Origin of the sequence: Mesorhizobium sp. PUT5 (assembly GCF_052216645.1) — a bacterium.
GTDB lineage: Bacteria > Pseudomonadota > Alphaproteobacteria > Rhizobiales > Rhizobiaceae > Mesorhizobium.
This window is the reverse complement of record NZ_JBQOSO010000003.1, coordinates 2,853,089-2,879,401: the sequence shown is the minus strand read 5'-3', so window position 1 is coordinate 2,879,401 and position 26,313 is coordinate 2,853,089. Positions and strand designations below refer to the sequence as shown.

The 26,313-nt window shown below is 66.8% G+C and carries 25 protein-coding genes; 12 read left to right on the top strand and 13 right to left on the bottom strand.

The features are described from left to right. Nucleotides 1–22: 22 nt before the first annotated feature. The 8 genes from ACTDI4_RS15535 to ACTDI4_RS15500 form a co-directional block, all read right to left on the bottom strand. Nucleotides 23–970: an alpha/beta hydrolase gene (locus ACTDI4_RS15535; protein WP_442841995.1), complete on the bottom strand. Its 948-nt coding sequence runs from the start codon at nt 968–970 to the stop codon at nt 23–25. A gap of 139 nt (nt 971–1,109) precedes the next feature. After that, nucleotides 1,110–3,137 carry an ASKHA domain-containing protein gene (locus ACTDI4_RS15530; protein WP_442843372.1) on the bottom strand — a complete coding sequence of 676 codons (2,028 nt, stop codon included), beginning with the start codon at nt 3,135–3,137 and terminating at the stop codon, nt 1,110–1,112. A 48-nt stretch (nt 3,138–3,185) separates the two neighbouring features. After that, the gene (locus tag ACTDI4_RS15525) at nt 3,186–4,163 is read right to left on the bottom strand and encodes a methyltetrahydrofolate cobalamin methyltransferase (protein WP_442841994.1); all 978 of its coding nucleotides are present in this window, start codon (nt 4,161–4,163) and stop codon (nt 3,186–3,188) included. 73 nt (nt 4,164–4,236) lie between these two features. Then, nucleotides 4,237–5,337: a methylenetetrahydrofolate reductase gene (locus tag ACTDI4_RS15520; protein ID WP_442841993.1), complete on the bottom strand. Its 1,101-nt coding sequence runs from the start codon at nt 5,335–5,337 to the stop codon at nt 4,237–4,239. Continuing rightward, complete coding sequence (locus ACTDI4_RS15515) at nt 5,334–5,924, bottom strand: methylenetetrahydrofolate reductase C-terminal domain-containing protein (RefSeq protein ID WP_442843371.1); 591 nt, start codon at nt 5,922–5,924, stop codon at nt 5,334–5,336. The genes ACTDI4_RS15520 and ACTDI4_RS15515 overlap by 4 nt, the downstream gene beginning before the upstream one ends. A gap of 46 nt (nt 5,925–5,970) precedes the next feature. After that, nucleotides 5,971–6,273: a virulence factor gene (locus ACTDI4_RS15510; RefSeq protein WP_442841992.1), complete on the bottom strand. Its 303-nt coding sequence runs from the start codon at nt 6,271–6,273 to the stop codon at nt 5,971–5,973. Between the two features lie 132 nt (nt 6,274–6,405). Further along, on the bottom strand, nt 6,406–7,191 hold the full coding sequence (locus ACTDI4_RS15505; RefSeq protein ID WP_442841991.1) for a formyl transferase: 786 nt from the start codon (nt 7,189–7,191) through the stop codon (nt 6,406–6,408). Between the two features lie 75 nt (nt 7,192–7,266). Continuing rightward, complete coding sequence (locus ACTDI4_RS15500; protein WP_442841990.1) at nt 7,267–7,899, bottom strand: DUF1638 domain-containing protein; 633 nt, start codon at nt 7,897–7,899, stop codon at nt 7,267–7,269. 64 nt (nt 7,900–7,963) lie between these two features. Here ACTDI4_RS15500 and ACTDI4_RS15495 point away from each other — a divergent pair, with 64 nt between their 5' ends. Continuing rightward, on the top strand, nt 7,964–8,119 hold the full coding sequence (locus tag ACTDI4_RS15495; RefSeq protein ID WP_442841989.1) for an entericidin: 156 nt from the start codon (nt 7,964–7,966) through the stop codon (nt 8,117–8,119). 112 nt (nt 8,120–8,231) lie between these two features. On the opposite strand, the gene ACTDI4_RS15490 is transcribed toward ACTDI4_RS15495, so the two are convergent. Continuing rightward, nucleotides 8,232–8,930 (bottom strand): corrinoid protein, encoded by a 699-nt coding sequence (locus ACTDI4_RS15490; protein WP_442843370.1) that lies wholly within the window; start codon nt 8,928–8,930, stop codon nt 8,232–8,234. Between the two features lie 258 nt (nt 8,931–9,188). Here ACTDI4_RS15490 and ACTDI4_RS15485 point away from each other — a divergent pair, with 258 nt between their 5' ends. From ACTDI4_RS15485 to ACTDI4_RS15460, 6 genes are all read left to right on the top strand, one after another. Beyond that, entirely contained in the window at nt 9,189–10,790 is a 1,602-nt protein-coding gene (locus ACTDI4_RS15485; protein WP_442841988.1) for a trimethylamine methyltransferase family protein, read from the top strand. A gap of 150 nt (nt 10,791–10,940) precedes the next feature. Beyond that, entirely contained in the window at nt 10,941–11,600 is a 660-nt protein-coding gene (locus tag ACTDI4_RS15480; RefSeq protein ID WP_442843369.1) for a hypothetical protein, read from the top strand. 79 nt (nt 11,601–11,679) lie between these two features. Then, nucleotides 11,680–12,987, top strand: a complete 1,308-nt coding sequence (locus ACTDI4_RS15475; RefSeq protein WP_442841987.1) for a CynX/NimT family MFS transporter — start codon at nt 11,680–11,682, stop codon at nt 12,985–12,987. A gap of 77 nt (nt 12,988–13,064) precedes the next feature. After that, nucleotides 13,065–13,799: a dienelactone hydrolase family protein gene (locus tag ACTDI4_RS15470; RefSeq protein ID WP_442841986.1), complete on the top strand. Its 735-nt coding sequence runs from the start codon at nt 13,065–13,067 to the stop codon at nt 13,797–13,799. 1 nt (nt 13,800) lies between these two features. After that, entirely contained in the window at nt 13,801–14,229 is a 429-nt protein-coding gene (locus ACTDI4_RS15465) for a DUF1810 domain-containing protein (protein WP_442841985.1), read from the top strand. 113 nt (nt 14,230–14,342) lie between these two features. Further along, complete coding sequence (locus tag ACTDI4_RS15460) at nt 14,343–14,612, top strand: hypothetical protein (RefSeq protein ID WP_442841984.1); 270 nt, start codon at nt 14,343–14,345, stop codon at nt 14,610–14,612. A 47-nt stretch (nt 14,613–14,659) separates the two neighbouring features. On the opposite strand, the gene bmt is transcribed toward ACTDI4_RS15460, so the two are convergent. Beyond that, entirely contained in the window at nt 14,660–15,676 is a 1,017-nt protein-coding gene (gene bmt / locus ACTDI4_RS15455) for a betaine--homocysteine S-methyltransferase (protein WP_442841983.1), read from the bottom strand. 83 nt (nt 15,677–15,759) lie between these two features. Next, nucleotides 15,760–16,602, bottom strand: a complete 843-nt coding sequence (locus tag ACTDI4_RS15450; protein WP_442843368.1) for a helix-turn-helix domain-containing protein — start codon at nt 16,600–16,602, stop codon at nt 15,760–15,762. A 218-nt stretch (nt 16,603–16,820) separates the two neighbouring features. On the opposite strand from ACTDI4_RS15450, the gene ACTDI4_RS15445 reads away from it, so the two are divergent. Both ACTDI4_RS15445 and ACTDI4_RS15440 read left to right on the top strand, forming a co-directional pair. Then, nucleotides 16,821–17,831, top strand: a complete 1,011-nt coding sequence (locus tag ACTDI4_RS15445) for a fatty acid desaturase (protein WP_442841982.1) — start codon at nt 16,821–16,823, stop codon at nt 17,829–17,831. Further along, nucleotides 17,828–18,556 (top strand): phosphate/phosphite/phosphonate ABC transporter substrate-binding protein, encoded by a 729-nt coding sequence (locus ACTDI4_RS15440; protein ID WP_442841981.1) that lies wholly within the window; start codon nt 17,828–17,830, stop codon nt 18,554–18,556. Before ACTDI4_RS15445 ends, ACTDI4_RS15440 begins: the two co-directional genes overlap by 4 nt. Nucleotides 18,557–18,566: 10 nt before the next feature. On the opposite strand, the gene ACTDI4_RS15435 is transcribed toward ACTDI4_RS15440, so the two are convergent. Both ACTDI4_RS15435 and ACTDI4_RS15430 read right to left on the bottom strand, forming a co-directional pair. Then, complete coding sequence (locus ACTDI4_RS15435) at nt 18,567–21,161, bottom strand: GcvT family protein (RefSeq protein ID WP_442841980.1); 2,595 nt, start codon at nt 21,159–21,161, stop codon at nt 18,567–18,569. A 65-nt stretch (nt 21,162–21,226) separates the two neighbouring features. Beyond that, nucleotides 21,227–22,804 (bottom strand): trimethylamine methyltransferase family protein, encoded by a 1,578-nt coding sequence (locus tag ACTDI4_RS15430; protein ID WP_442841979.1) that lies wholly within the window; start codon nt 22,802–22,804, stop codon nt 21,227–21,229. A 229-nt stretch (nt 22,805–23,033) separates the two neighbouring features. Between ACTDI4_RS15430 and ACTDI4_RS15425 the strand changes: the two genes are divergently transcribed. The 3 genes from ACTDI4_RS15425 to ACTDI4_RS15415 all read left to right on the top strand — a co-directional run bounded on the left by ACTDI4_RS15425 (nt 23,034) and on the right by ACTDI4_RS15415 (nt 26,205). Further along, a complete protein-coding gene (locus ACTDI4_RS15425) occupies nt 23,034–24,167 on the top strand; it encodes an MFS transporter (protein ID WP_442841978.1) in 1,134 nt (377 codons plus the stop codon). A gap of 225 nt (nt 24,168–24,392) precedes the next feature. Next, the gene (locus ACTDI4_RS15420) at nt 24,393–25,772 is read left to right on the top strand and encodes an aspartate aminotransferase family protein (protein ID WP_442841977.1); all 1,380 of its coding nucleotides are present in this window, start codon (nt 24,393–24,395) and stop codon (nt 25,770–25,772) included. 79 nt (nt 25,773–25,851) lie between these two features. Then, nucleotides 25,852–26,205: a hypothetical protein gene (locus ACTDI4_RS15415; protein WP_442841976.1), complete on the top strand. Its 354-nt coding sequence runs from the start codon at nt 25,852–25,854 to the stop codon at nt 26,203–26,205. Nucleotides 26,206–26,313: the final 108 nt, after the last annotated feature.

Here is a 26,313-nt window from a genome sequence, read left to right as displayed (position 1 = left end):
CCGGAAGGCCGTCGCCTGTGGTTCATGCGGTTTTGCCTCTGCCGGCGGTCTCCCGCTCTTTCCCTGGCGCCGAGCCGGTCGCCCATTCTTCCAGGAACGCCACGATCCTGTCGCGTGCCCGGCGTGCTTCCGGCATGCGGATCAGCGGCCAGACGTGGAACATGCCTTTCTCGTAGACGAGTTCGACATCGACGCCGGCTGCGCGCGCCTTTTGGGCGAAGATCAGGTTGTCCGGCGAAAGCAGGTCGCGTGAGCCGGTGAGCAGCAGCGTCGGCGGCAGCACGGAAAGGTCGCCATAGAGCGGGCTGATGCGCCAGTCGTCGCGCGGCAGGCCGGCGCCGTAGAGGCGGATCGCCTCCAGCCCGCCGGGAATGTCGAGCCAGGGATCGTCGCGCGCCGCCGCCAGCATGTCGGGGTTGGCCAGCGACATGTCGAGGCCCGGCGAGATCAGCACATGGCGGCCCGGCGCAGGCAGGCCCTGCCGCGCCATCATCATGGTCAGCACCACGGCCATGTTGCCGCCGGCGGAATCGCCCATGAAGACGATGTCGGCGGCCGGCGTTTTCTCCAGCATGGCGCGGTAGACTCCGGCGACCATGCCGAACATGTCGTGGAAGTCGTGCTCGGGCGCGAGCGGATAGATGGGAACGGTGACGCCGAAGCCCAGGCGCTCGGCCATCTCGGCAATCAGCTCCCAATGATAGGACGTGATTTCAAAGACATAGGCGCCGCCGTGCAGGTAGAGAATCCGCTTCGCGGTGCTGCTGCGCGGTGGGATTTCGTAGACGGGGAAGCCGTCCGCCCTGTGCATGCCGATGGAAAGGTCGTCCGCCATCCCGGCGGGCGGAGGGTGGCTTTGGCGCTTGCGCGCCTGCGCGATCCAGCGCCGCAGGTTTTCAGGGCTGGTGAAGGCCTTCTTGCGGCTGTGTCGCAGCACGAAGGCAACGAGACGGCTTTTCAGGCTCTGCATGGCAGCACGGACGGCCGACGTGGACGCACCCCCGGCAAGGATTTCGTGCCGGGGGGCGAAATGTCAATGCCGGGGGGGGGCGGCCGGGCCCGGATCGCCCCGCGTCCTGACGGACGCGGATCGACGATCTCTACGGGAGTCAGTTCCTGCGCCGGGCGGCGCGCTCCTCACGCGAGCGGCGGCGCGGCGCGGCGGCGTCCGCGCCCGCTTCCTGATCGGCAAGCGCTTTCTTCGGCGGCAGCTTCACGGCCTCGGCCAGCTTCGGGAACGGGTTGACCTTGTTGGGCAGCGCCATGGCGTCGATGAAGAGCTGCTGGAAATGCGGCTCCAGCGCGGTCTCGATCTTCTCGATGCGGTGGACTTCGGCCTCGATCTCGCGCCGATGATCACGGTTCAGCAGCGCCATCAGCGCGCCGGTGCCCGACGCGTTGCCGACAGCCTTGACGTCGGCGAGGTCGCAATCGGGGATGAGGCCGAGCACCATGGCGTATTTCGGATCGATGAAGGAGCCGAAGGCGCCGGCGAAGCGGATGAGGTCGACATGGTCGACCCCCTGCTTTTCCATCAGCAGCTTGACGCCGGCATAGAGCGCGGCCTTGGCGAGCTGGATGGCGCGCACGTCGTTCTGGGTGACGGTGATGCGGGGCTCGCCGTCGCGCAGCAGGTAGGAGAAGGTGCGGCCGTTCTGGAAGATGCGCGGCGAGCGGGCGGCCAGCGCGCCGTCGACCACGCCGTCCTCGGAGATGATGCCGGAGAGGTACATTTCCGCGACCACCTCGATGATGGCCGAGCCGCAGATGCCGGTGACGCCGACCGCGCCGGCGGCCTCCTCGAAGCCTTCCTCGTCCGACCACTTGTCGACGCCGATGACGCGGAATTTCGGCTCCAGCGTGTCGGGGTCGATGCGCACGCGCTCGATGGCGCCGGGGGCGGCGCGCTGGCCGGAGGAGATTTCCGCGCCTTCGAAGGCCGGCCCCGTGGGCGAGGAGGCGGCGACGACGCGGTTCCTGTTGCCCAGGATGATCTCGGCATTGGTGCCGACATCGACCAGCAGCATCATCTTGTCCTGCCGGTAGGGGCCTTCGGAAAGGGCGGCGCCTGCGGCGTCGGCGCCGACATGGCCGGCGATGCAGGGCAGCGTATAGAGGCGGCCGCCGCGGTTGATGTCGATGTCGAGGTCGTGCGCCCAATATTGCAGCGCGCCTGAGACCGCCAGCGCGAAGGGGGCCTGGCCCAGCTCCGTGGGGTCGATGCCGAGGAACAGGTGGTGCATGATGGGGTTGGCGACGAAGACGGAATCGAGGATGTCGTGGCGGTCGACGCCGCCTTCCTCGCACACCTTGCCGATCAGCGCGTTGACGGCCTCGCGCACCGCCTTGGTCATGGCCTCGCGCCCGTCCGGGTTCATCATCACGTAGGAGACGCGGCTCATCAGGTCTTCGCCGAAGCGGATCTGCGGGTTCGGCGCGCCGGAGGAGGCGACGATGCGGCCCGACAGCAGCGACACCAGATGCATGGCGATGGTGGTGGAGCCGATGTCGCAGGCGATGCCGTAGGCCTCGTTCTTCAGCCCCGGCCACATGGCGGTGATGAAGGGCCGCGAGGCATCCCAGTCGCGGTGGACGGCGACGGTGACGCCCCAGTTCTCCTTGCGCAATATGCCCTGCACCTGCGGAATGAGGTGCGGCGCGATCAACGGGTCCTTCCAGCCCCAGTCCTTCTCGAGCACGTGCTTGAGGCGGTCGAGGTCGCCCAGCGGCTTGTGCATGTCGGGCTCGTCTACCTCCACATAGCAGAGCTGGACGGCCGGCAGCCGCTCGATATGGCGGTCGACGGCCGCCTTGCGCACCACCTGGGCGTTGATGACCGTGTCCTGCGGCACGTCGACGACGAGGTCGCCCTCAACCGTGCAGGAGCAGGAGAGACGCCGGCCCTCCGGCAGGCCGCGGACCCGCTCGTAGCGCTGCTCCTTCGGCCCCTTGGGCGAGATGTGCTCCAGCGAGGAGACGATCTGGTGCTTGGCGAAATTGCCTTCCTGCACCTCGATCTGGCAGCGGCCGCAGGTGGCGCGTCCGCCGCACACGCTTTCCACATAGACGCCGAGCTGGCGGGCGGCGTCGAGCACGTTGGTGCCGACGGGGAAGTGCCCGCGCTTGCCCGACGGCATGAACAGGACCAGGGGGTCCTTGGGATCGATGGGAGCGTTCAATTTACTCTATCCTTGCGCGGCCCTGCGCGCCTCGCGGCCGCCGCGACGGCGACCGCCATTGGCAGCGGCGCCACCCTCGGCCGGCGCTGTTACTTCGACGGGGGCGGGGGCTGTCGCCGCGCCGGGCTTGTAGTCCTTGTAGGTCTTGATCCAGGTCATGCAGTCCCTGTCGGTGCCGGCCAGCACGTTGGCGCCGCGCACGGCCTCCATCTCCTGCGGGCGGCAGGGGTTCATGATCGCCGAGGTCATGCCGGCGCCGATGACCATGGGGATGAAAGCGGCATTGATGCCGTGGCGGTGCGGCAGGCCGAAGGAGATGTTGGACAGGCCGCAAGTGGTGTTGACCTTCAGTTCCTCGCGCAGGCGGCGCAGCAGGGCGAAGACCTGGCGCCCGGCGTCGCCCAGCGCGCCGATCGGCATCACCAGCGGGTCCACCACCACGTCATGGGCGGGGATGCCGTAGTCGGCGGCGCGCTCGACGATCTTCTTGGCCACGGCGAAACGGACGTCCGGGTCCATCGAGATGCCGGTCTCGTCGTTGGAGATGGCGACGACCGGCACATTGTACTTCTTCACCAGCGGCAGGATGGCCTCCAGCTTCTCCTCCTCGCCGGTCACGGAGTTGACCAGCGGCCGGCCCTTGGCGACCTTCAAGCCCGCTTCGATGGCCGCCGTCACGGACGAATCGATGGACAGCGGCAGGTTGACCAGGCCCTGCACGATCTCCAGCGTCTGCACCAGCAGTCCCGGCTCGGTCGCGTTGGGGTCCACGGCGGTGACGCCGGCATTGACGTCCAGCATGGTGGCGCCCGCGGCAGCCTGCTCCAGCGCGTCCTTCTTCACCGTCTCGAAATTGCCTTCCACCATCTCGGCGGCCAGCTTCTTGCGGCCCGTGGGGTTGATGCGCTCGCCGATGACGCAGAAGGGCTGGTCGAAGCCGATGACGATTTCGCGGGTCGCCGAGGCGACGATGGTGCGGGTCATGAAACTCTCCGTGAAGATATAAAGATTTCTTTATATCGTTATCTGATTTCGATCAAGCTGGACACGGCCCGCGTCAATGCGCTTCCTTGACCATGTCCACCTGGGTTTCGGTGATGTTGTCGTGCAGGATGCGGTCCAGCCGCTCGGCCACCAGCACGTCGTCGGCCCGGATCTCGCGCTTCCAGGGCTTGCGGCCCTTCAGCACGCCGGATTCGTCGACGATCTCGGCCACATATTCCTCCTGGCGGTAGGCCATGACGTGCACGCCCGAAACGCCGGCTATCTCCTTCACCTCGTTGATGATGTCGATGCAGATCCGCTTGCCTTCCTTCTTCTGGTCCTGCGCGCCCTCCAGCCGCTTGATGATGGCGTCGGGAATGTGGATGCCCGGCACGTTGGAGCGAATCCATTTCGCGGTCTTGGCAGAGGCGAGCGGGCCGACGCCGCACAGGATGAAGCATTTTTCGGTGTAGCCGAGATCGCGCACGCGCTCCATGTAGGTGCGGAACATCGGCACGTCGAAACAGTACTGGCTTTGCACGAACTGCGCGCCGGCGGCGATCTTCTTGCCGAGCCGGAGCGGGCGGAAATCGTAGGGCGGGGCGAAGGGGTTGATCGCCGCGCCGAGGAACAGTTGCGGCGGCGTGGTCAGCTTGCGCCCGGAGAGGAACTTGCCGTTGTCGCGCATGACGCGGACGGTTTCCAGGAGCGACATGCAGTCGAGGTCGAAGACCGGCTTGGCGCCGGGCTGGTCGCCGGCCTGCACGCCGTCGCCGGTCAGGCACAATATGTTGGCCACGCCCATGGCCGCGCCGCCCAGCACGTCGCCCTGGATGGCGATGCGGTTCTTGTCGCGGCAGGCGATCTGCATGATCGGCGCATAGCCCATGCGCGTCAGCAGCGCGCAGATGCCGACCGAGGACATGTGGCAGTTGGCGCCGGAGGCATCGACGGCGTTGATGCCGTCGACCCAGCCGTCGAAGATGGCGGCGCGGTTGTAGACGTCTTCCGGGTCGGCGCTGTCCGGCGGGTTCAATTCTGTTGTCACGGCGAACTCGCCGCGCCGCAGAACGCGCTCCAGCCGTCCGCGCGAGGTGTGGCCCGGCAATGGCTCCAGCGGCAGGTCGATGCCGGCCGGGTTTTCGTCGCGCTGGGGAGGGCGTACCACGCTCATGCGGCGGCTCCGGGCTTGTTGGCCTCGCGGGCGGCCGCGGCCTGCGCGGTCACCCGCAGCCAGGCCGACGTTTCGCGCAGCGACTGGTCCACCGGCTTCTGCACGGCGAGGATGGCGTCGCTGTTGACCATGTTCTGAGCGCCTTCCCAGGCCTTGACCCAGACGCAGGGCATGTCGGGCTCCACCTCGCAATTGCCGTTGGCGCGCACGCCGCCGCAGGGGCCGTTGCGGAGCTGCTTGGGGCAGTTCATGGGGCAGGACATGCCGGTGGAGGACAGGATGCACTGGCCGCACATGCGGCAGTCGAACAGAAAGCCCTTCACGTGCTTCTCGACGAACTTCACCGGCGTCTCCACACGCCCGTAGCCGATGCCTTTCCAGACCGGATGCAGCAGCAGGAAGACGTTGGCGAAGCGGGCGTAGAACCATTCGAGCAGGCGCGAATGGCGCACCGACCAGAGCCGGACCGTGTATCTGCGCTGCACGCGCCGCTGCGGCGACACGTCGGCCGGCTTGTAGTCGCTCTTCTGCGCGGCCTTCTTGACCAGCGTGGCCTGGGTCACGCCGCCCGCTGCCGAGGCAGGCATGCCGTTGCCCGGCGGCGTGGAAGCCGGCCGCAGGCCAGGCTGTGTCTCAGGCATTTTCCCGTCCTCCGGCCTTGGCCAGCGCAACCAGCCGCTCGCGGTCGAATTTCTCTTCCAACTCGGCCGCGGCCTTGTCCGCCTCGGCCTCGAGATCGTCGCCGACCGGCACGGGGTCGGCCTTGCGCCATTCGGCCAGATAGTCGTCGGTCGAGCCGGACTTGCTGCGCATCGCCGCCATGTCGATCGCCTCGGTGAAGCGCAGTGACAATTCGCGCTTGGCGCTCTGGCGCCCTTTTTTCACGATCACCTGGGCGGGGATGTCGCGCCAGTAGAGAACGATCAGATCAGCCATGAATTCCAGTCTCCCGTTGGGTTCGAGCTTTGCCGCAACCGCCCGCTTGCCGCTTCTCATGGGGCGACGCGCGCGCATTCAAAAGCGACGTGCGGCGATGTCGCAAAATGAAAGGGTTCGGACGATAAATGGCTACCAGACGCCTTTCGTCATGCCGGTCCACAGGTAGCGCCACAAGGTCGGATGATACCATTGCCGCGAGGGCAGGCCAGGGTCGAGGGGAGCGAGCCGGCCGGCCAGCGCGTTCTCCACCGCCGCAGCGCACATGCCGCGCGAGAAGGCGGCCATTCGCAGCGCATAGGTGGCGATGGTGTCGCCCGGCTGCGGGCGGCCGCGGGCCTGCCCGAGCACGCCGCCGGTATCGACGCCGGCATCGACCAGATGCACGGTGGTGCCGAAATTCCCGGCGTCGCCGCTCGCCAGCGCCCAATAGCCGCCATTCATGCCGCGATATTTCGGGGCGATGCCGGCATGGTAGTTGAGCACGGGGCAGGGCATGTCCGCCAGCGTCTGGCGCGACAGGAGGCGGCAGCCGGCAAGCAGCACGACGCCCGGCCGGATTTCGGCCAGTGCGCGCAGGCATTCGGTGGAATTTGCCGATGGAACCTTGAAGATCGTCTGTCCGGGGCGCGGCTCGGTCTCAAGCCTTTCTTCGATGACAAGCCGGGCGCTGTGCCGGGTGAAGAAGCGCTTGCCCAGGCGCGTCAGCGCCATGGTGCCAAGCTGGCCGGCGGCCGAAACCCAGCCGAGCCTTCGGGCACGCCGCATCAGCAACAGGCGTTTCGATTCAGGCGTTTCGAGGATGACGCTCACGGGCCCGACACGATCGGCGAGCGCGTTGACGATCGCCCAGATATGCGGCCCGCCTTCCGTTACCACGACGACGGGCGCCTGCTGTCGCGCGCTCGCGGCTGCCATGTTCGCCTTCCCCGCCCGATTGTCCGTTGGGGGCGCAGCTTCTTCGGCAGCGGTTAAATCTTGATGATCGCGCCCTTATCCGGCCGGTGCGGCAGCGTGGGCGAGACCGGCCACCAGGTCGCCATAGCCGGTGGCGCGCCGTTCATAGGCAAGGCCAAGCAGCCTGGCCGCGTCCTCGGCCACCTTGTCCAGCGCCGGATCGTCGGTCTGGGCCAGGTACACCAGTTTCTCGTAATTGCCGAAATAGTCGGCGATCAGTTCCGGATGCCGGTCGAGGCCGAGAGGCTTGATGAAGAAGGCGTCGAACTGCCGGCACAGGAAGTCGGTCATGTAGAACGACATCATGTCGCCGTCGGCGACTGCGCTATAGGCGTCAGCGCCCTGGTAGAAGGCGAAGCAATGCGGGCCGGCCATGCGCTCCACGCCGTGCTTTTCGCAGACGCGGTCGAGCATGCCCCCGGTGCCGCAATCGGCATAGCCGACGAAGATGTGGGAATAGCCGTCGGCCTTCGCCTGCTCGATAGCCTTGTCCATGGCGGGCGCGATGCGGTCCGGGTAGAAATGGAACTCGGCCGGCAGGCAGGTGAGATCGAGATGGGCGAGCCCGAGTTGCTGCTTCACGGCCAGCACCTCGCGCGCGATCATGCCGCAGGCGATGACCAGCAGCCTTTCACGCTTGGGCAGGCCCTGTTTTTGCTCGCTGGCCATGGAACCACTCGAACCGACTCTTCGTTGCTAGCTGGCGAACCATCGGGAGAGGGAGACGCCACCCATGACATCCACCAGATATGCCTGCATTGCCGCCCTTGCCAGCCTGATGCTGCTGTCGGCTTGCGCAAATACCATCCGAGGCGCCGGGCAGGACGTCGCCAACACCGTGCACGCCACCGAACACGCCGGCAGGAAGGTCGCGCACGCAGCGCAATAGCGGCTACCGGTCACGACCTGGCGGCAGGCGCGGGGTATCCTCCACCTCCGGCCGCCGCCGCCGGAAAGGGCTGGGCATGGCCTGCCCTTTCCGGCTCTGGCGGTCCTCGAACCTACGCCGAAGCGCGCACGTTGTGCTTGCGCTTCATGAAGTCCTTGGCGGTTTCGACGGCCACCGCCGCGTCGCGGCAATAGGCGTCGGCGCCCACCGCCTTGCCGAACTCCTCGTTCAGCGGCGCGCCGCCCACCAGCACGACATAGTCGTCGCGGATGCCCTTTTCCTTCATGGTGTCGATGACGACCTTCATATAGGGCATGGTGGTGGTCAAAAGCGCCGACATGCCGACGATGTCGGGCTGGTGCTCCTCGATCGCGGCCAGGTATTTCTCGACCGGGTTGTTGATGCCCAGGTCGACGACGTCGAAGCCGGCGCCTTCCATCATCATGCCGACAAGGTTCTTGCCGATGTCGTGGATGTCGCCCTTGACGGTGCCGATGACGAGCTTGCCCTGCTTGGGCGCGCCGGTCGCGGCCAGCAGCGGACGCAATATGGCCATTCCCGCCTTCATGGCGTTGGCCGAGAGCAGCACCTCCGGAACGAACAGGATGCCGTCGCGGAAATCCTCGCCGACGATGCGCATGCCTTCGACCAGCGCCTCGGTCAGAACCGTATAGGGTAGCCAGCCGCGCTCCAGGAGGATGTTCGTGCCTTCCTCGATTTCCTCCTTCAACCCGTCATACAGGTCGTCATGCATCTGCTGCACGAGTTCGTCGTCGGAAAGCTCGGAGAGGATGATCTCGTCGTCGGCCATTTTACCCAGCTCCTGATAGCCGCGCGGGCGAAGTTGCATGGCGCGGAAGGTCCTGCAATCTCTAGCTTGCGACGGGCATTGTCCCATAGCCGATTTGCGACTTTATGCAAAAGGAAAGCGACTGCAAAACAAGGGGTCTTCTTGTCGATTTTGCGACAGCCGTTGGCGCTGGCTGGCCGTTTCGGGTAGGGTGCATGACTACGATCCGGCAAAGGGTCGCCGAACCGGCGGCCGCAACGGATTCAAGGAAGAACGGCCATGAGCGACAACGCGGCAATCGACCATCAAGGTGGCGACCATCAGGGTGGCGACCACGAGGCTGCGGGCGGCCGGCGCGGTCGCGGTGCCGGCGGCGCGGCGGCGCGGCGCGCGGCGCGGTCGGGCGGCGGTCCGGGCAGCCAGCTCACCTACATCAGGCGCAAGATCAACGTCTACGAAGTGCTGGACGAGGAAGGCCTGGCGCTGATCGAGAAGAATGCCGACACGGTGCTGGAGGAGACCGGCATCGAGTTCCGCGACGACGCCGAGGCGCTGGAATTGTGGAAGGCTGCCGGCGCCGACGTGAAGGGCCAGCGCGTGCATTTCCCCAAGGGCCTGTGCCGTTCGCTGCTGAAGACGGCGCCCTCGCAATATATCCAGCATGCGCGCAATCCGGAGCGTTCGGTGCAGATCGGCGGCAACGCCACCGTGTTCGCGCCGGTCTACGGCCCGCCCTTCGTGCGCGACCTCGACGGCAACCGCCGCTACGCCACGATCGAGGATTTCCGCAATTTCGTGAAGCTGGCCTACATGGCGCCCTCCATCCACCATTCGGGCGGCACGGTGTGCGAGCCGGTGGACGTGCCGGTCAACAAGCGCCACCTCGACATGATCCACGCCCACATCAAATATTCCGACAAGCCCTTCATGGGTTCGGTGACGGCGCCGGAGCGGGCGGAAGACACGGTGGCCATGGCCAAGATCGTGTTCGGCGACGATTTCGTCGAGAACAACGCGGTGCTGACCAGCCTCATCAATGCCAATTCGCCGATGGTGTTCGACGAGACGATGCTGGGGGCGCTGAAGGTCTATTCGCGCCACAACCAGGCCTGCATCGTCACGCCCTTCATCCTGGCCGGCGCCATGAGCCCGGTCACGGTGGCCGGCACGCTGACGCAGGTCCTGGCCGAAGTGCTGGCAGGCGCGTCCTTCACGCAGCTCATCCGCCCAGGCGCGCCGGTGATCTTCGGCACCTTCGCCTCCTCCATCTCCATGCAGTCGGGCGCGCCGACCTTCGGCACGCCGGAGCCTTCGCTGGTGTCCTACGGCGCGGCGCAGCTCGCCCGCCGGCTCGGTCTGCCGTTCCGCACCGGCGGCTCGCTCTGCGCCTCCAAGGTTGAGGACGCCCAGGCGGCTTACGAAAGCGCCAACACGCTGAACTCCACCATCCTGGCCGGCACCAATTTCGTGCTGCACGCCGCCGGCTGGCTGGAGGGCGGGCTCGCCTCCGGCTACGACAAGTTCATGATGGACATCGACCAGCTCGGCATGCAGCAGAAGTTCTGCGAGGGCGTCGACCTGTCCGAGAACGGGCAGGCGATGGACGCCATCCGCCAGGTCGGGCCGGGTAGCCACTTCCTCGGCTGCGACCACACCCAGGCCAATTTCCAGACGGCGTTCTACCGTTCCAACATCGCCGACAACAATTCCTACGAGCAGTGGCTGGCAGAAGGCGAGAAGACTGCGCCGCAGCGCGCCAACCAGCTCGCCCGCCACTGGCTGGAAAGCTACGAGGCGCCGCCGCTGGACGCCGGCATCGCGGACGGGCTGAAGGATTTCATCGCGCGCAAGAAGGAATCGATGCCCGACGCCTTCACTTGAAAAGAGCCCGATTCAGGCCGGGCTAAAGTGGCCAACATCATCCACAAGGAAGTCTGGCGGAGCGCTTTCTCCGACCCGGACCGGAAGGGGTGAGGCTTGTCGCCTCGCTTTCTCGACGAGATTGCCGCCGCGCTGGAAACGCATGGGCTCATGCTGCGCGGCGGTTTCGATTTCGAGGCGGAAGACGACGCGCCGCCCGGGCCGTCCAGCGTGCCGGCAAGCTCGGTGCTGCTGGTCGGGCAGGGCGGCGCCGCGCCCTGGCCGTATTTTTCGCGCTGGCGCGAGCGCCAGCCACGGGATCTGAGGAACCCGCTCGACACCTGGTCGCGCGAGGTGATCGGCGCGGTCGCCGAAAGATGCGGCGCCCGGGCGGTCTACCCGTCGGAGCGGCCCTACCTGCCGTTCCAGCAATGGGCGATGCGGGCCGAGGGGCTGAGACCTTCGCCGCTCGGTATCCTCATGCATCCGCGCTTCGGCCTCTGGCATGCCTATCGCGGCGCGCTGCTGCTCGATCGTCACATATCGAATCAAGTGCCTCGCGAGGTGATTCACCTTTGCGATGCATGTATCGGAAAACCCTGCCTGAAATCCTGCCCGGTCGACGCCTATTCGGCCGCCGGCTTCGCCTATGGCGACTGCCTTTCGCATGTGCGCGGACCTTCCGGCGAGGCCTGCCGCACGCAAGGCTGCCTCGACCGGAACGCCTGCCCTCACGGCGCGGCCTATCGCTATACGGCCGAGATGCAGGAATTCCATATGGCCGCGTTTTCATCTCCCGCAGGCGCGCGCATGGCCAAGGCGACCGGATGAACCTATATCGGGGGCTTCCATGCGCCGGGCCCGATTCCGTCGCTCTGCCCGACTATCCGATGCAATTGGCGGCTGTTCGATGACAAGACATTCTCCGCGGCCGCAGGCCGAGCGCGAACTGGCGGCCGACAATTCCGCTGGTCTGGTCGATGCCGAGGAGGACAGCCTTCCCAGGCCCCGGCCGCCGCATTTCCGCAGCCGTGCGGCACGCCTGCTGTTCGGCGCCAGCCTGGTGCTGATCGCCTTCAACCTGCGGCCGCTCTTCTCCTCGCTTTCGGTGCTTTTGGCGGAGGTCATGCATGAGACGGGGCTGTCCACGGCCGGCGCAAGCCTGCTGACGACGCTGCCGGTCGTGTGCCTTGGTGTGTTCGCGCCGTTTGCGCCGAGGCTGGCGCAGCGCTTCGGCGCCGAGCGCACCCTGCTGGGCGCGCTCGTGCTGCTGGCGGTCGGCACGGGGCTGCGCGGGGTGGGCACGGTGCCGCTGCTGTTTGCCGCCACGCTGGCTGCCGGTGCGGCGATCGCCGTGTCCAACGTGCTGCTGCCGGGGGTGGTGAAGCGCGATTTTCCCGACAGCGCGGCCATCATGACCGGCCTCTACACCATGGCGCTGTGCGCGGGTGCGGCGGCCGGGGCCGGGCTGACGCTGCCGGTGGAGCATCTGGTCGGCTCATGGTCCGGCGCACTTGCCATCTGGGCGCTTCCGGTGCTGGCGGTGATGCTGGTCTTTGCGCCGCAGGCGCTGGCGGCCAGGCCGCAGGCGGCGCATTCGGGCTTCCGGGTCGTGGGCCTCTGGCGAGACCGGCTGGCCTGGCAGATCACGCTGTTCATGGGTCTGCAATCGGCGCTCGCCTATTGCGTGTTCGGCTGGCTGGCGCCGATCCTGCGCGAGCGGGGCTTCGAGCCGTCGGTGGCGGGCGGCATCGTCTCGCTGTCGGTTATGGCGCAGGTGGTCACCTGCCTGCTGGTGCCTTCCTTCGCCGTGCGCCGCAGAAACCAGCGCGGTGTCAACGTGGCGCTGGTCGCGATCGCCACGGTCGCCCTGCTCGGGCTGATGTTCGCGCCGACCTGGACGGTTCCCTTCTGGGCCGTGCTGCAAGGCATCGGCCAGGGCGGGCTTATCGCGGCGGCGATGATCGTGATCGTGCTGCGCTCGCCCGATTCCCATGTGGCGGCGCATCTGTCGGGCATGGCGCAGGGGGTCGGCTACGTGCTGGCGGCGATCGGGCCGCTGCTGGTCGGGCTGATCCGCAGTTGGACCGGAAGTTTCGACGCCGCGGCTCTGCTCATGGTGGCGCTCGGCCTCGGCGCGGCCTGGATGGGAGCCGGCGCGGGCAGGGCGCTGCATGTCGGCGCCACGACGCTCGCCATCCACAAGGAAGACGCCTGACAGCGGCGGCGTTCGCTATATATGTCCAGGCGGTCGAGGCGCAGTCGACGTCCCGGCACAGACAGGGAGAGCGCAGCATGGCCAGGAAAGACATCGAAATCAAAACCGCCGACGGCACGGCGCGGGCCGGGCTTTTCCAGACGGGGAACGGTGCGCGGGCGGGCGTCATCCTCTATATGGATGCCTTCGGGCCGCGCCCGGCGCTCGACGGCATGGCCGAACGGCTGGCGTCCGAGGGCTACATGGTGCTGGTGCCCGATCTCTTCTACCGCAACGCGCCCTACGGGCCGTTCGATGCGGCCACCGCCTTCGCGCAGGAGGACAGCAAGGCGGCGCTCATGGCGCTGTTGTCCGGGACCACGCAGGAGATGACGGTCCGCGACGGCGGCGCATTCCTCGAAGCGCTTGCGAAGGAAGGCGCGGGCGGCTCGGTCGGCACCGTCGGCTATTGCATGGGCGGCGCCCGCGCACTCAACGCGGCGGCGCGCTACGGGGACCGGATCAAGGCCGCAGCCTCCTTCCATGGCGGCAATCTGGCCGGCGATGCGCCGGACAGCCCGCATCGGCATGCGGCCGGCATCAAGGCGCGCGTCTATGTCGGCAGCGCGGGCGTGGACCGCAGCTTTCCGCCGGAGCAGTCGGCGCGGCTGGCGCAAGCGCTGCGCACGGCCGAGGTAGACCACATCATCGAAAATTACGTCGGCATGAACCATGGCTGGTGCGTGCCGGACCATACCGCCTTCGACGCGGCGGGGGCGGAACGGCACTGGAGGCGGCTCGCTGGCTTTTTCGGCGAGACGCTGCGGGGCTGACATGGCAGGCGCGGCCGACCGCCACGACCTGGCCCGTTTCGTGCGGGCGCAGGACCCGGTGCTGTCCGCCGTGCTTGCCGAACTGCGGCAGGGCCGCAAGACCAGTCATTGGATGTGGTTCGTATTTCCGCAGATCGCGGGACTGGGGGCGAGCGCCATGTCGCAGCGCTATGCCATTTCCTCGCTTGCCGAGGCGCGCGCCTACCTGGCCCATCCGGTGCTGGGACAGAGATTGAAGGACTGCGTGACCATCCTGCTGGAAGGGGAAGGCAGTTCGGCGCATGACATCTTCGGCAGCCCGGACGACCGCAAGCTGCACTCCTCCCTCACGCTTTTTGCGCAGGCAGCACCTGGCGAGCCGCTCTTTGCGCGGGCGCTGGAGCGCTTCTTCGACGGTGTGCCCGACCAGGCGACGCTTGCGCGGCTGTGAGCGCCGGGGCCGGCAGCCCGGACAATTTTAGGAAATTGCGGCGCGGTTCCTGAACGGTCCGGAAATATCTGCAGAGTAAGGGGTGGGTGATGAACGTTCGGGGGAGTTTGACATTGCGCATCGCTGGCTCGGCAAGCTGGACACCGGCCACGGCCGGCTCGGGTTCTGCAGCTCGCCCGCCGGATGTCTCCGAGCAGCGGGAAACCGTCGACACGGCCCGCAACGCGGCGATGTCGGCCCTGCACAACAACCGATTCTCGCGCGTGCTGGACTGGCTGAGCGACCCGCGCTCATCGGAAGCCGTGATGATGATGCGCTTCGATGACGGCGGCCAGACCGACCACGCCACGGCCTCTTCGCGCTACGCCGAAAACAGCAGATAGCGGCACCGGAAACCGGGCCGTGACGCCCGGGTGATCGAGCCTCGGCGTCAGCCGCGGGCGCGGCGGCGCTCGCGGCGCCCCTCGCCGGCTTCGGTGGGGTTGGGCGTGGCCGCCTTGTTGCGCAGGGGCCCGATGCGCTCCACGATCGTCTCGATCGTGGGCCGGGCCGCCTTGCGGTGACCGTCCAGCGCCTGGCGCATGGCCGCCAGATGCGCGAACGACGTGCCGCAGCAGCCGCCGACGATCCTGGCGCCCGCATCCACCGCCAGACGCACGTAGTCCGCCATCAGCTCCGGCGTGCCGGAATAATGGATTTCCGAGCCGTGGAATTCGGGAATGCCGCAATTGCCCTTGACGATGACGGTCGCGTCGGGCTTTGCCGCGGTCATGTCGAGCAGCGAAGCAAGAATGTCGGAGGCGCCGACGCCGCAATTGGCGCCGACGCCGAGCGGCGGCTCGGCCAGCCCTTCGGCCACTGCGTGAATGTCCTTGGGCAGAAGGCCCATCATGGTGCGGCCGGCGGTGTCGAAAGAGCCGGTATAGGTGTAGGGCAGGCCGACGCGGATGGCGGCCTCGGCCGCGGCGCGGATCTCGTCCGGTGCCGACATGGTCTCGATCCAGGCGACCTCGGCGCCACCCGCCTTCAGGCCCTCGATCTGTTCGGCGAACGCGTTCACCGCTTCATCGTAGGTCATGGCGCCGAGCGGTACCAGAAGCTCGCCCGTGGGGCCGACCGAGCCGGCGACGATGACCTTGCGGCCGGCCGCGTCGGCGACGGAACGCGCGATTTCGGCGGCGCGCTTGTTCAACTCGAAGACGCGATCCTGTGCGTGGTGCAGCTTGAGGCGGTGGCGGGTGCCGCCGAACGAATTGGTCAGGATGATATCGGCGCCGGCCTCGACGAAATTGCGGTGCAGGCTGGCAATGGTGTCGGGCGCCGTCTCGTTCAGCAGTTCCGGCGCCTCGCCGGCCTGGAGGCCCATGGCGAACAGGTTCGTGCCGGTGGCGCCGTCGGCAAGCAGCACGCCCTTCTCGGCGATCAGGGCGTCGATCGGATTGGTCATGGCAGGCGCCTTTTCGGGAAAAGTCTTGGATAAGGATATAAAGAACTCTTTATATCGCGTCAACGATTTCAACGGCGGGACTGCTAGAAATCCATCGCCGCGAGTTGCCGGGCGAAGCCGGCCGCCTCGTGCGCATTGATCTCGGCCGCGCGGATCAGGTTGTCGAAGTGGCCGGTCAGCGTGCGGATGGGCGCCGTCGCGTTCAGCACCAGATACATGTCGCCGACATAGATGGCTGCGCGGAAGGGGCCGAATATGGTGTAGGGGATCGAATAGCGCATGCGTCCGTCGTAAAGATACAGGCGCAGCGCAGGGTAGAGGTCGTCGAGCAGGTCGCCCATGTGGCGCAGTTGCGCGCGGCGCTCATGTTCGGGAAGGCCGTCCCAGACGCCGAGGCCGCGCGCGAAGATCTCCAGCGTGTGGCGCGGCATGCAGATTTCCATGTCGGTCTCGGGGCGCCGGTTGTAGTCGATGCGGTATTGCGTCTCGCCCGCCTGCGCCTGCCGACTCTTGTTGGCGATACCGGCCTCGTAGTCGACCAGGGTCTCGGTGCGCAGCAGGTCGGGGATGCCGGCCGGAACGTAGCGGATCTTCGTGCCCGCAGCTTCCGCATGCCATTTGGCCAGGAGTGTGCGCTCGAAGCCGCCCGAAGCCTCCTCGATCTCAAGGCTCTCGCGAATCTCGCCGGTCACGCCCTCGTCCTGGCTGAGCCCCAGCAGCCAGTCGAGCGAAACCTTGAACTCGGCAGCGATGTTGAGCAGCGTCTCGGCGCGCGGCAGGCGTGTGGATGCGCCCGACAGGAGCTGTGACAGCGCCGAACGGTCGATGCCGACGGCGGCGGCGAAGGCCGACTGGTTCAGGTCCGACCGAGCCAGCAACAGTTTGAGCCGCTCACGGAAGGTGGCCGAAAGGTCGCGTTTGTCCATCATGCGATTCGCTCCGATCGGGAAAAATCCCAGGCGACTGTTTCTGTTCCTGCGAAACGAATGGGAATAATCCTCCGTTTTGTTTACTAATCATAACATCTGATGTCAAAGTGACGCAAACGCAACCCATTGTGTGCATTGTCGCGTTGAAACCTCACTGCGCTCCTGACACCATGCTGTCAGGAATTCGCCGCAGTTGCGGTCATCGCAGGACAAGTATGGACACAAAACACAACAGACGTCAGCGCCCGCCGAGGATCGAATGGCCGACCGTGCTGCTCGCCGTGTTCTGTTACGGCGTGTGGCTGGCGGCCGGCCTGCTGCTCTGGCCTTCCTATCCGGTCGCCGCGCTGGCGGTGCTGACCCTTGCCGTGGCCCTGCAATCCTCGCTCGTGCACGAGGTCCTGCACGGTCACCCGACCCGCAACGCGCTGGTCAACGAGGCTTTCGTCTTCCTGCCGGTCGGGCTGGTCTGGCCGTTTCGCCGCTTCAAGACATTGCACCTGCGCCATCACGCCGACGAGCGGCTGACCGATCCGTTCGACGACCCCGAAAGCTACTATCGGGCTTTGTGGCAGCATGAGGAACTGCCCGCGGCGATGAAGTTCCTGCTGAGGCTCAACAACACCATGGCCGGCCGCTTCGTGCTCGGGCCGTGGCTGGCGACCATCGGTTTCGTCATCGACGACTTCCGCCAGATGCTGGCGGGCGACCGTGCTATCCGCAAGGCATGGCTGCTGCATGCGGCGGGGCTTGCCGTGGTGGTGCCCCTCATCGTGTGGGGCTTCGGCATGCCGCTGTGGCTTTATGTGCTGGTTCCGATGTGGCTCGGCCAGTCGCTGATCGCCATCCGCACTTTCGCCGAGCACCAATGGTCGGAGCACCCGGGCGGCCGCACCATCATCGTGGAGCGCTCGCCGCTGGCCTTCCTGTTCCTTAACAACAACCTGCATTTCGTGCACCATGCCAAGCCGGCCGTGGCATGGTACAAGCTGCCGAGGCTTTTCCGCGAGGACCGCGAGACGTGGCTGAAGGCCAACAACGGCTATGTCTACCCGAACTACCTGGCGCTGGTGAAGGCGTATGCCTTCAAGGCCAAGGAGCCGGTGGTGCATCCCGTGCTGCGGCGCGCGCCGGAGCCGGGCAGGGCGTTCCAGCCGCGCGTGCGCGCCCGCAACGTTTCGGGCCTGGGCACGGCGCCGGTTCCGGCCGACCCGCCCAAGGAATGAGTTCTTTCATCGCCGCACTGCCGATGTACGACTGGCCCGAGCTTCGGGCCGAGACCGATGCGCAATGGGTTGCGATCCGCGACCGGCTGCGGGCGGCCGAGATCGACGCGCCCGAACAACTGACGCGGCAGAACACCCATGCCGGAGGGCTCGATCTGGATGCGTTGTGGCGGCACCCGCGCCTGCTGCTTGCCCAGACCTGCTGGGGGCCGCTGGAAACGGGGCTTTCAGCGCATGTGCAGGTGGTGGGCCAGCCGGACTATTCCGATTGCGAGGGCGGCCAGGGCGAGCTTTATTCGAGCGCTCTGGTGATGCGGGGACCGGGACCGGCGGTCGAGGCGCCGGCAACCGGCGGCGCCGTCCTGCCGCTGGCTCTGCTGCGCGGCGGGCGCCTTGCCTTCAACGGCGCCGATTCCATGTCGGGCATGCTGGCACTCGGCCGCGACCTCGACGCGCTGGGCGAAGGCCTCGCCATCTTTTCCGAGCGGGTCGAAACCGGCGGCCACCGCGCCTCGCTCGGCGTCGTGGCCGCAGGCAGGGCGGACGTGGCGGCGGTCGATTGCCGCTCCTGGAGTCTTTTCAAGCGTCTGGAGCCGGATGTTGCGGCGCGGCTTCATATCGTCGGCTGGACGGCGCGGCGCAAGGGCCTTCCTTTCATCACCGCGCGCACGACGCCGCCGCAGACCGTCGCCGCCTTGCGCGAGGCGCTGGCGACGGTTTCCTGAGCGGGCTCGCTCAGCTTCGCATCTTCTCGCCGGTGGGGTCGAAAAGCGGTTCGACATTGATGCGGGCCGGGCAGCGCTTGCCCAGGATCTCGATCTCGAACAGGTCGCGGCTTTCGTTTTCGGCGAGGGCGGCCGGCACGTAACCCTGGGCCATCGACTTGTCGACATGGTGCGCGTAGCCGCCGGACGTCACCCAGCCCACCACGCGCCAGGCGCCGTCGATGATGCCGCGCACGGCCGAGGCTCCTTCGGCGGCGGCCGAGCCGCGCACTTCCTTGCCGGTCGCGTCGAAGCGCGGTGCGCCGTAGCCGTGCGGTTTTTCGACAGTGCCGTAGTCGGTCGATACCTTCGCCCATATCGGCTCGTCGCCCATCACGTCGGCGTCCTCCGCCTCGACCACGAAGGACACGCGGCGCAGTTTCGGGCCTTCGGCCTGCTCTTGCGCTGCCGCCTCGCGGCCGATGAAGTCGTTCTTCTCCAGCTTGATGAAGCGGTCCATGGCGCCCTCGAACGGGCCGTAGATCGGGCGAAGCTCGCGGAACCAGGTGGGAAAATTCTTTTCCAGGCGCATGCACAGCAGCGCGCGCATGCCGAAATCGACCAGGCCGAATTCCTCTCCGGCCTCCTTGATGGCGGCATAGACGAGCCGCTGATAGGCCGGCTGCATCCAGATCTCGTAGCCGAGATCGCCGGTATAGGTGATGCGGTTGACCATGCAGGGCGCGCCGCCCACCGCCATCTCGCGGAAATCCATGAAGCGGAACGCCCTGGACGACACATCCACGTCGACCAGCTTCTGGAGCAGCGTCTGCGATTGCGGACCGGCGATGGAGAGGCCGACGAGCGTCTGGTCGAAGCGGTGGATGCGGACTGAACCGTCCTTCGGCAGGTGCTTCTCGAACCAGCGCATATGGTATTTCGCCGCCGCAGACGAGCCCCAGATCATGAAGCGGTCCTCGCCGGCCCTGGCGCCCATATTGGCGCCCATATTGGCAATGGTGAAGTCGCCGATCAGCTTGCCGAATTCGTTGAGCATCGGCGTCAGGGTGATGCGGCCCTTCTTCGGCATGCGATTGGTCATCAATCGATTCAGGAAATCTTCCGAACCGCTTCCGCTGACTTCGTATTTGGCGAAATTGGCGATCTCTGTCACGCCGACCCGCTCGCGCACCGCGCGCACCTCATTGCCGACATGGGCAAAGTCGTTGGAGCGGCGGAAGGAGACGACATCCTTCGGCTCGGTGCCCTTCGGCGCGAACCAGAGCGGCGTTTCCAGCCCCCACGAATCGCCCATGACGGCATTGTTGGCGATCATCGTGTCGTAGAGCGGGGTGGTCTGCGCCGGCCTTGCAGCCGGCAGTTCCTCATTGGGGAAGCGGATGGAGAAGCGGCGCGAATAGTTTTCGCGGACCTTGGCGTTGGTGTAGCGCAGGCTCGCCCATTCGCCGAAGCGGGCGACGTCCATGCCCCACACGTCGAAGCCCGGATCGCCGTTCACCATCCAGTTCGACAGGGCCAGGCCCACGCCGCCGCCCTGTGAGAAGCCGGCCATGACGGCGCAGGCGCACCAGAAGTTGGTCAGCCCCTGCACCGGGCCGACCAGCGGGTTGCCGTCCGGCGCGAAGGTGAAGGGCCCGTTGATGACCTGCTTTATCCCGGCATTGGCTATGCCGGGGAAGTGGCGGAAGCCCACCTCAAGCGAGGGTGCGATACGGTCGAGGTCGGGCTGGAGCAGTTCGTGGCCGAAATCCCATGGCGTGTTGACCGGCGACCACGGCTTGCACGCCTTCTCGTAGGTGCCGAGCAGGATGCCGTTGCGCTCCTGGCGCGTGTAGATCTCGCCCTTGAAGTCGAGCACGCCGACCATCTCGCGCCCGGTCGCCTGGTTGAACTCTTCCACCTCCGGCATCGACTCGGTCAGCAGATACATGTGCTCCATGGCCAGCAAAGGCAGTTCGACGCCGACCATGCGGCCCACCTCGCGCGCCCACAGGCCGCCGCAGTTCACCACATGCTCGGCCTTCACCGTGCCCTGCTCGGTCACCACGTTCCAGGTGCCGTCCGCTTCCTGCGTCAATTCCAGCACGCGGTTGCGCAGCACGATTTCTGCGCCGAGTTTCTTCGCCGCCTTGGCGTAGGCGTGCGTGGTGCCGGAGGGGTCGAGATGGCCCTCGACCGGGTCCCACATGGCGCCGACGAAGTGTTTCTCATCCATCAGCGGGAACATCGCCTTGGCCTCGGACGGGGTGATGAGTTCGGTGTCCATGCCCAGATAGCGGCCCTTGGCATGCGCCAGCCGCAGGAAGTCCATGCGCTCCGGCGTGTCGGCCAGCATCACGCCGCCGGTCAGGTGCAGCGAGCAGGACTGGCCGGAAAGCTCCTCCAGCTCCTTGTACAATTGCACCGTATAAGCCTGCAGCTTGGCGACGTTGGGGTCGCCGTTCAGCGTGTGGAAGCCGCCGGCCGCATGCCAGGACGAGCCGGAAGTCAGCTCCGAGCGCTCGATCAGCATGACGTCGGTCCAGCCGGCGCGGGCGAGGTGGTAGAGAACCGAGCAGCCGACGACGCCGCCGCCGATGACAACCGCTTTTGCGTGGGATTTCATGGTGTTGATCTCGTGATTTCAGAAATGGATTCGGGTGCCGCGCGGATAAGCCACGGCAAGCCCGCTCAAAAATCCGTCGGGGCGCCGCCCTCGGCCTTGCGCCGTTCCACGAAGGCGTCGAGTTCTTCGCGGAGGGCGGGGTCCATGGCAGGCGCCTCATAGCCGGCCAGGCGCTCCTTCCACAGGCGGTTGGCGCGTTCCACCGCGGTCGGCGAGCCCGCCTCCGTCCATGTTTCGAAATTGCGCCAGTCGGAGATGATCGGCGAATAGAAGGCGTTCTTGTAGCGGGCCTGGGTGTGCGGCGTGCCGAAGAAGTGCCCGCCGGGGCCGACGTCGCGGATGGCGTCGATGGCAAGCGCGTCCTCGGAGAGGTCGAGCGGGGTCAAGAATTCCTGCACCATCTGCAGCAGGTCCACGTCCAGCATGAATTTTTCATAGGAAGCCCGGAGACCGCCTTCGAGCCAGCCGGCGCCATGCATGAGGAAGTTGCCGCCGCCCTGGATCGCGCCCCACAGCGAAAACACGCTCTCATAGGCGGCCTGGGCGTCCACCGCATTGGCCGCGCAGGTGTTCGACGTGCGGTAGGGCAGCCTGTAGCGCCGGGCCAGTTGGCCGCCGACGAGCTGTGCCTTCATGTATTCGGGCGTGCCGAAGGCGGGCGCGCCGGATTTCATGTCCACGTTGGAGGTGAAGCCGCCATAGCCGACCGGCGCGCCTTTCCGCACCATCTGGGTGAACGCGATGCCGGCAAGCGCCTCGGCGTTCTGCTGCACAAGCGCGCCGGCGATCGTCACCGGCGCCATGGCGCCCGAGAGCGTGAAGGGTGTCACGATCACCACCTGGCCGGCCGAGGACATCTGGATGATGCCCTCCATCATCGGGATGTCGAGCTTCAGCGGCGAATTGGTGTTGATGATGGTGAAGACGGAGGGCTCGCGTTCGAGCTGTTCGCGGCTGATACCGCGCGCGATGCGCGTGATCTCGATGCCGTTGACATTGCGCTCGCGGCCGAGCGAATAGATGTGGAAGACCTTATCCGTCAGCGTCGCGAGATCGCGGATGCACTCCAGATGGCGCACGGAGGGGTGGATGTCGATCGGCTCGACCGGATAGCCGCCTGTGGCGTGGATGACGTTGTGCATCTGCGCCAGCTTGAGGAAATTGCGGTAGTCGGCCTGGCTACCCGGACGGCGGCCCCGATCGAGGTCGGAGCAGTTCGGTGCGGAGGCGACCTGGGCGAAGAACACGTTGTCGCCGCCGAAGCGCACATTGTGCGCCGGGTTGCGGGCATGAATGGTGAATTCCGGCGGACAGTGCGCGATCAGCTCCAGGATCATGTCGGCGTCGAAGCGCACGCGCTCGGAGCCTTCCTTCACGTCGGCGCCATGCGCCTTCATGATGCGCCGCGCCTCCTCATGCAGCACGTCGACGCCGATTTCCTTCAGCACGCGCAGGGAGGCGAGGTGGATGGCTTCCAGCTCGTCGTCGGAAACCAGACGGGTGGGCTGGAGCGGGTTCTTCAACTGCCGGAAGGCGGGCTGCTCGAATGAGGCCGGGCCGGCGGCGCGTTTTCCCGCCCGCCCGCCGCGCCGGACATGGTCGGCGGCCGGTGCCGTTTCGGCGGGGTGCAGTGCGGTGGTCATGATCGTTCTCGCGAATGTGACGTTTTCCGCATAATGGACCGGGGCGCGCACCCGAATTGCGGAGGCGGCGACCAGTTGGGCGAGCAAAGCGACATTGCGGCGGGTCGCACCGCCAGCCGGCGGCATATGCCCACCGATCGCACCGCTGTGGGCCATTCCCGCGTGGCCCTGCTTGTGATAGCGGGCCTTCATGAGCACCTCGGCCCCTCAGGATATTCGGACAGCCCCGATGCCGCTGACGTCACTTGCGGGCGTCATCGCCAGCGTTTCGGTGTTCGCGGTGGCGCAGGGGCTGAGCTATCCGCTGTTCACCTTCCTCATGCAGAAGCACGGCATGAGCCCGGGCGAGATCGGCCTTTCGGCGGCGATGACGCCGCTGGGCATGATGGCCTCCGCGCTGCTGGTTCCCCGCCTCATCCGCGGTCTCGGGGCAGGTCGCCTCGCCGTGGCCTGCGCGCTTTCGGCGGCGCTGCTCTTTGTCGCCATCGGCCTGATGCAGAACTGGTTTGCCTGGTATCCGGTGCGTTTCCTGCTCGGCGCGGTGGTCAACCCGCTCTATATCCTGGGCGAGGTGTGGATGATCGCGCTGTCGCCGCCCGACAAGCGCGGCCGGTTCATGGGCGTCTTCAACGCCGTGACCGGGATCGGGTTCGCGGTCGGCCCGCTCACGCTGGCGCTGGTGGGCTCGGACGGGTGGGCGCCGCTCGTCGTCGGCATTGCGGGCTTCTTCGGCTGCGCCATGCTGCTGGCGGTCACCACGGGCCGGCTCGCCGGCTTTGACGACGGCGAGCCGGCCAAGGGCGTGCTGCATTTCTGGAAGGTGGCGCCGGCCCTGCTTTTGGCGGTGGTCGTGTCGGCGGCGGTCCAGCAGGGCACCTATTCGCTGCTGCCGGTGTTCGGCGCCTCCTACGGTCTGGCCGAGGCCACGCTGGCGGCTCTCATCACCACGATGTCGGTGGGCAATATCGTTCTGCAACTGCCGCTCGGCCTGATGGCGGAGCGCCTCGACGCCAGGGGCATGATCGTGGCCTGCGCGCTGATCAACCTTGCCTGCGCCCTGCTTTTGCCGGCGCTGGTGACGACGCCGGCGGTCTGGCCCCTGCTGCTCGTCATGGGCGGCACGGGCTACGGCATCTACACCATGGCTCTCGTCGAACTCGGCAACCGCTTTTCTGGCTCGACCCTGGTGGCCGGCAACGCCGCCTTCGGGCTGATGTGGGGTGCCGGCGGCATTCTCGGCGCGCCGGCCGCCGGCTTTGCCATGCAGAATGTGGGTCCGGCCGGGCTGCCCGGAACCATGGCCATCCTGACGGCTTCTCTCGTGATATTCGCGCTGTACCGGGCGCGGGCGCGCGCCCGATAGGGCAGGGCGCTTGAAACGGCGGCTTTCCGTCGATTAAAGTGCCGTGATGTTCCACCGTCGCAGCATATTGGCAGTCCTGCACGCGTCGACGCCGTCGCCGCGCACGCGCCATGCCGAATTGCTGCGCCTGTGCGCCCGCATCGGTTATTCGCCGCCCGCCTTTTCCTGAAGCGATCGCACCCGGCGCCCGCCGCCGGCCCCGATTTCGACAGGAAAGGCCAGAACATGACCTATCAGAACTATTCGCTGAAGCAGCTTCAGCAGATCGATGCTGCGCATCACCTGCATCCCTTTACCGACCATAAGGAACTGCGCGCGGCCGGCTCGCGCATCCTCACCCGCGCCGAAGGACCGTTCATCTACGATTCGGAAGGCCACCAGCTCCTCGACGGCATGGCCGGCCTGTGGTGCGTCAATGTCGGCTACGGCCGCGACGAACTGGCCGAGGCCGCCTACAGGCAGATGAAGGAGCTGCCCTACTACAACTCCTTCTTCAAATGCTCGACGCCGACGCCGGTGCTCTTGTCCAAGCGGCTGGCCGAAATCGCGCCCAAGGGCATCGGCCAGGTGTTCTATGGTTCGTCCGGCTCGGAAGCCAACGACACCGCGCTCAGGCTGGTGCGCCACTACTGGGCGCTGGAGGGCAAGCCGGAAAAGAACCGCATCATCTCGCGCCACATGGCCTATCACGGCTCGACCGTGGCAGGCGCCTCGCTGGGCGGGATGGGGCCCATGCACGAGCAGCTTGGCGGAGCGGTGCCCAACATCGCCCATGTCATGATGCCCTATGCCTTCGAACTGGCGCTGCCGGGCGAGAGCGACCATGATTTCGGCCTGCGTGCGGCCAAGGCGGTGGAGGACGCCATCCTGGAAGCCGGCGCCGACAAGGTGGCGGCCTTCATCGGCGAGCCGATCATGGGCGCCGGCGGCGTCAAGATTCCGCCGGCCAGCTACTGGCCCGAGGTGCAGCGCATCTGCCGCAAATACGACGTGCTGCTGATGCTGGACGAGGTCATCACCGCCTATGGCCGCACCGGCGAATGGTTCGCCGCCCAGTCGATGGGCGTGGAGCCCGACACCATCACCACCGCCAAGGCGCTGACCTCCGGCTACCAGCCGCTTTCGGCGTTGCTGGTGGGCGATCGCATCGCCAGGACCGTGGTCGAGAAGGGCGGCGAGTTCTATCATGGCTACACCTATGCCGGGCATCCGGTGGCCTGCGCGGTGGCGCTCGCCAATCTCGATATCATCGAGAAGGAAGGGCTGGTGGAGCGCGTGAAGACCGACACCGGCCCGTATTTCGCGCAGGCGCTGCGCGAGCGCGTTTCCGGCCATCCGCTGGTGGGCGAAACGCGTGCTTTCGGCCTGATGGGGGCCATCGAGATCGTCAAGGACAAGGCGACGAAGGAGCGCTTCAAGCCTTCGGGCAGCGCCGCCGTGGTGGTGCGCGACCATGCCATCGCAAACGGGCTGATGATGCGTGCCACCGGCGACACGATGATCCTGTCGCCGCCGCTGATCTGGACCCGCGAAACCATCGACATGTCCTGCGAGCGGATCGTCAGGGCGCTCGACCTTGCCGAGGCGGATCTGCGCCGCGGGTGAGCCCTGGCGTAACGGCCCGGCGGAACCATCCGCCGGGCCTGCCGTTGATTGCCGCAATCGATACGAACGGGGTCTTCAAATGGTCAAGAAAAGCCGCAGGGTCGCCACGGCGGCAGCCGCAGACCTCATGCTTGCGCCGATGGTGGCGTGGCTGCGTCTTCCGGTCATGGCGAGCGAGGCGTTGAGTACGACGCCATTTGGCAGGGAGACCGTTGCCGCGGCTTCGGAAAAGGCGGCGGCCGCCGCCGAAGGCCTGGTCGCCGCGCAGCTTGCGATGGCTGGTTCGATGCTGAGCTTCTGGCCGGAAGTGCTGGCGGGCCGGACGCCGTCGCTCCTTAACGGCGCGGCGGCCGAGCGCTCGCTGCATGCCGCTCTGAGGCCGGCGCGGCGCCGGGTGAAGGCCAATCTTCGCCGGCTGCGTCCCGGCCGCTGAACAGCGCGCCGCGAACGGCAAAGGCCGCACCCCAAGGGACGCGGCCTTGCCAGATACGCATGGCTTTCGCTTACTCGAACGCTTGCGAAACTCGAAGCTCCGGTACGC

What these genes read in the sequence shown, in the direction of transcription:
- ACTDI4_RS15415 (WP_442841976.1), top strand. Translation starts at nt 25,852, where the DNA reads ATGGTCAAGAAAAGCCGCAGGGTCGCCACGGCGGCAGCCGCAGACCTC.
- ACTDI4_RS15530 (WP_442843372.1), bottom strand. Translation starts at nt 3,137, where the DNA reads ATGCCGTCGGGCAAGCGCGGGCACTTCCCCGTCGGCACCAACGTGCTC.
- ACTDI4_RS15450 (WP_442843368.1), bottom strand. Translation starts at nt 16,602, where the DNA reads ATGGACAAACGCGACCTTTCGGCCACCTTCCGTGAGCGGCTCAAACTG.
- ACTDI4_RS15425 (WP_442841978.1), top strand. Translation starts at nt 23,034, where the DNA reads ATGCCGCTGACGTCACTTGCGGGCGTCATCGCCAGCGTTTCGGTGTTC.
- bmt (WP_442841983.1), bottom strand. Translation starts at nt 15,676, where the DNA reads ATGACCAATCCGATCGACGCCCTGATCGCCGAGAAGGGCGTGCTGCTT.
- ACTDI4_RS15465 (WP_442841985.1), top strand. Translation starts at nt 13,801, where the DNA reads ATGGCAGGCGCGGCCGACCGCCACGACCTGGCCCGTTTCGTGCGGGCG.
- ACTDI4_RS15430 (WP_442841979.1), bottom strand. Translation starts at nt 22,804, where the DNA reads ATGACCACCGCACTGCACCCCGCCGAAACGGCACCGGCCGCCGACCAT.
- ACTDI4_RS15485 (WP_442841988.1), top strand. Translation starts at nt 9,189, where the DNA reads ATGAGCGACAACGCGGCAATCGACCATCAAGGTGGCGACCATCAGGGT.
- ACTDI4_RS15520 (WP_442841993.1), bottom strand. Translation starts at nt 5,337, where the DNA reads ATGAGCGTGGTACGCCCTCCCCAGCGCGACGAAAACCCGGCCGGCATC.
- ACTDI4_RS15490 (WP_442843370.1), bottom strand. Translation starts at nt 8,930, where the DNA reads ATGGCCGACGACGAGATCATCCTCTCCGAGCTTTCCGACGACGAACTC.
- ACTDI4_RS15445 (WP_442841982.1), top strand. Translation starts at nt 16,821, where the DNA reads ATGGACACAAAACACAACAGACGTCAGCGCCCGCCGAGGATCGAATGG.
- ACTDI4_RS15535 (WP_442841995.1), bottom strand. Translation starts at nt 970, where the DNA reads ATGCAGAGCCTGAAAAGCCGTCTCGTTGCCTTCGTGCTGCGACACAGC.
- ACTDI4_RS15480 (WP_442843369.1), top strand. Translation starts at nt 10,941, where the DNA reads ATGCTGCGCGGCGGTTTCGATTTCGAGGCGGAAGACGACGCGCCGCCC.
- ACTDI4_RS15515 (WP_442843371.1), bottom strand. Translation starts at nt 5,924, where the DNA reads ATGCCTGCCTCGGCAGCGGGCGGCGTGACCCAGGCCACGCTGGTCAAG.
- ACTDI4_RS15495 (WP_442841989.1), top strand. Translation starts at nt 7,964, where the DNA reads ATGACATCCACCAGATATGCCTGCATTGCCGCCCTTGCCAGCCTGATG.
- ACTDI4_RS15470 (WP_442841986.1), top strand. Translation starts at nt 13,065, where the DNA reads ATGGCCAGGAAAGACATCGAAATCAAAACCGCCGACGGCACGGCGCGG.
- ACTDI4_RS15475 (WP_442841987.1), top strand. Translation starts at nt 11,680, where the DNA reads ATGACAAGACATTCTCCGCGGCCGCAGGCCGAGCGCGAACTGGCGGCC.
- ACTDI4_RS15435 (WP_442841980.1), bottom strand. Translation starts at nt 21,161, where the DNA reads ATGAAATCCCACGCAAAAGCGGTTGTCATCGGCGGCGGCGTCGTCGGC.
- ACTDI4_RS15440 (WP_442841981.1), top strand. Translation starts at nt 17,828, where the DNA reads ATGAGTTCTTTCATCGCCGCACTGCCGATGTACGACTGGCCCGAGCTT.
- ACTDI4_RS15500 (WP_442841990.1), bottom strand. Translation starts at nt 7,899, where the DNA reads ATGGCCAGCGAGCAAAAACAGGGCCTGCCCAAGCGTGAAAGGCTGCTG.
- ACTDI4_RS15510 (WP_442841992.1), bottom strand. Translation starts at nt 6,273, where the DNA reads ATGGCTGATCTGATCGTTCTCTACTGGCGCGACATCCCCGCCCAGGTG.
- ACTDI4_RS15420 (WP_442841977.1), top strand. Translation starts at nt 24,393, where the DNA reads ATGACCTATCAGAACTATTCGCTGAAGCAGCTTCAGCAGATCGATGCT.
- ACTDI4_RS15505 (WP_442841991.1), bottom strand. Translation starts at nt 7,191, where the DNA reads ATGGCAGCCGCGAGCGCGCGACAGCAGGCGCCCGTCGTCGTGGTAACG.
- ACTDI4_RS15525 (WP_442841994.1), bottom strand. Translation starts at nt 4,163, where the DNA reads ATGACCCGCACCATCGTCGCCTCGGCGACCCGCGAAATCGTCATCGGC.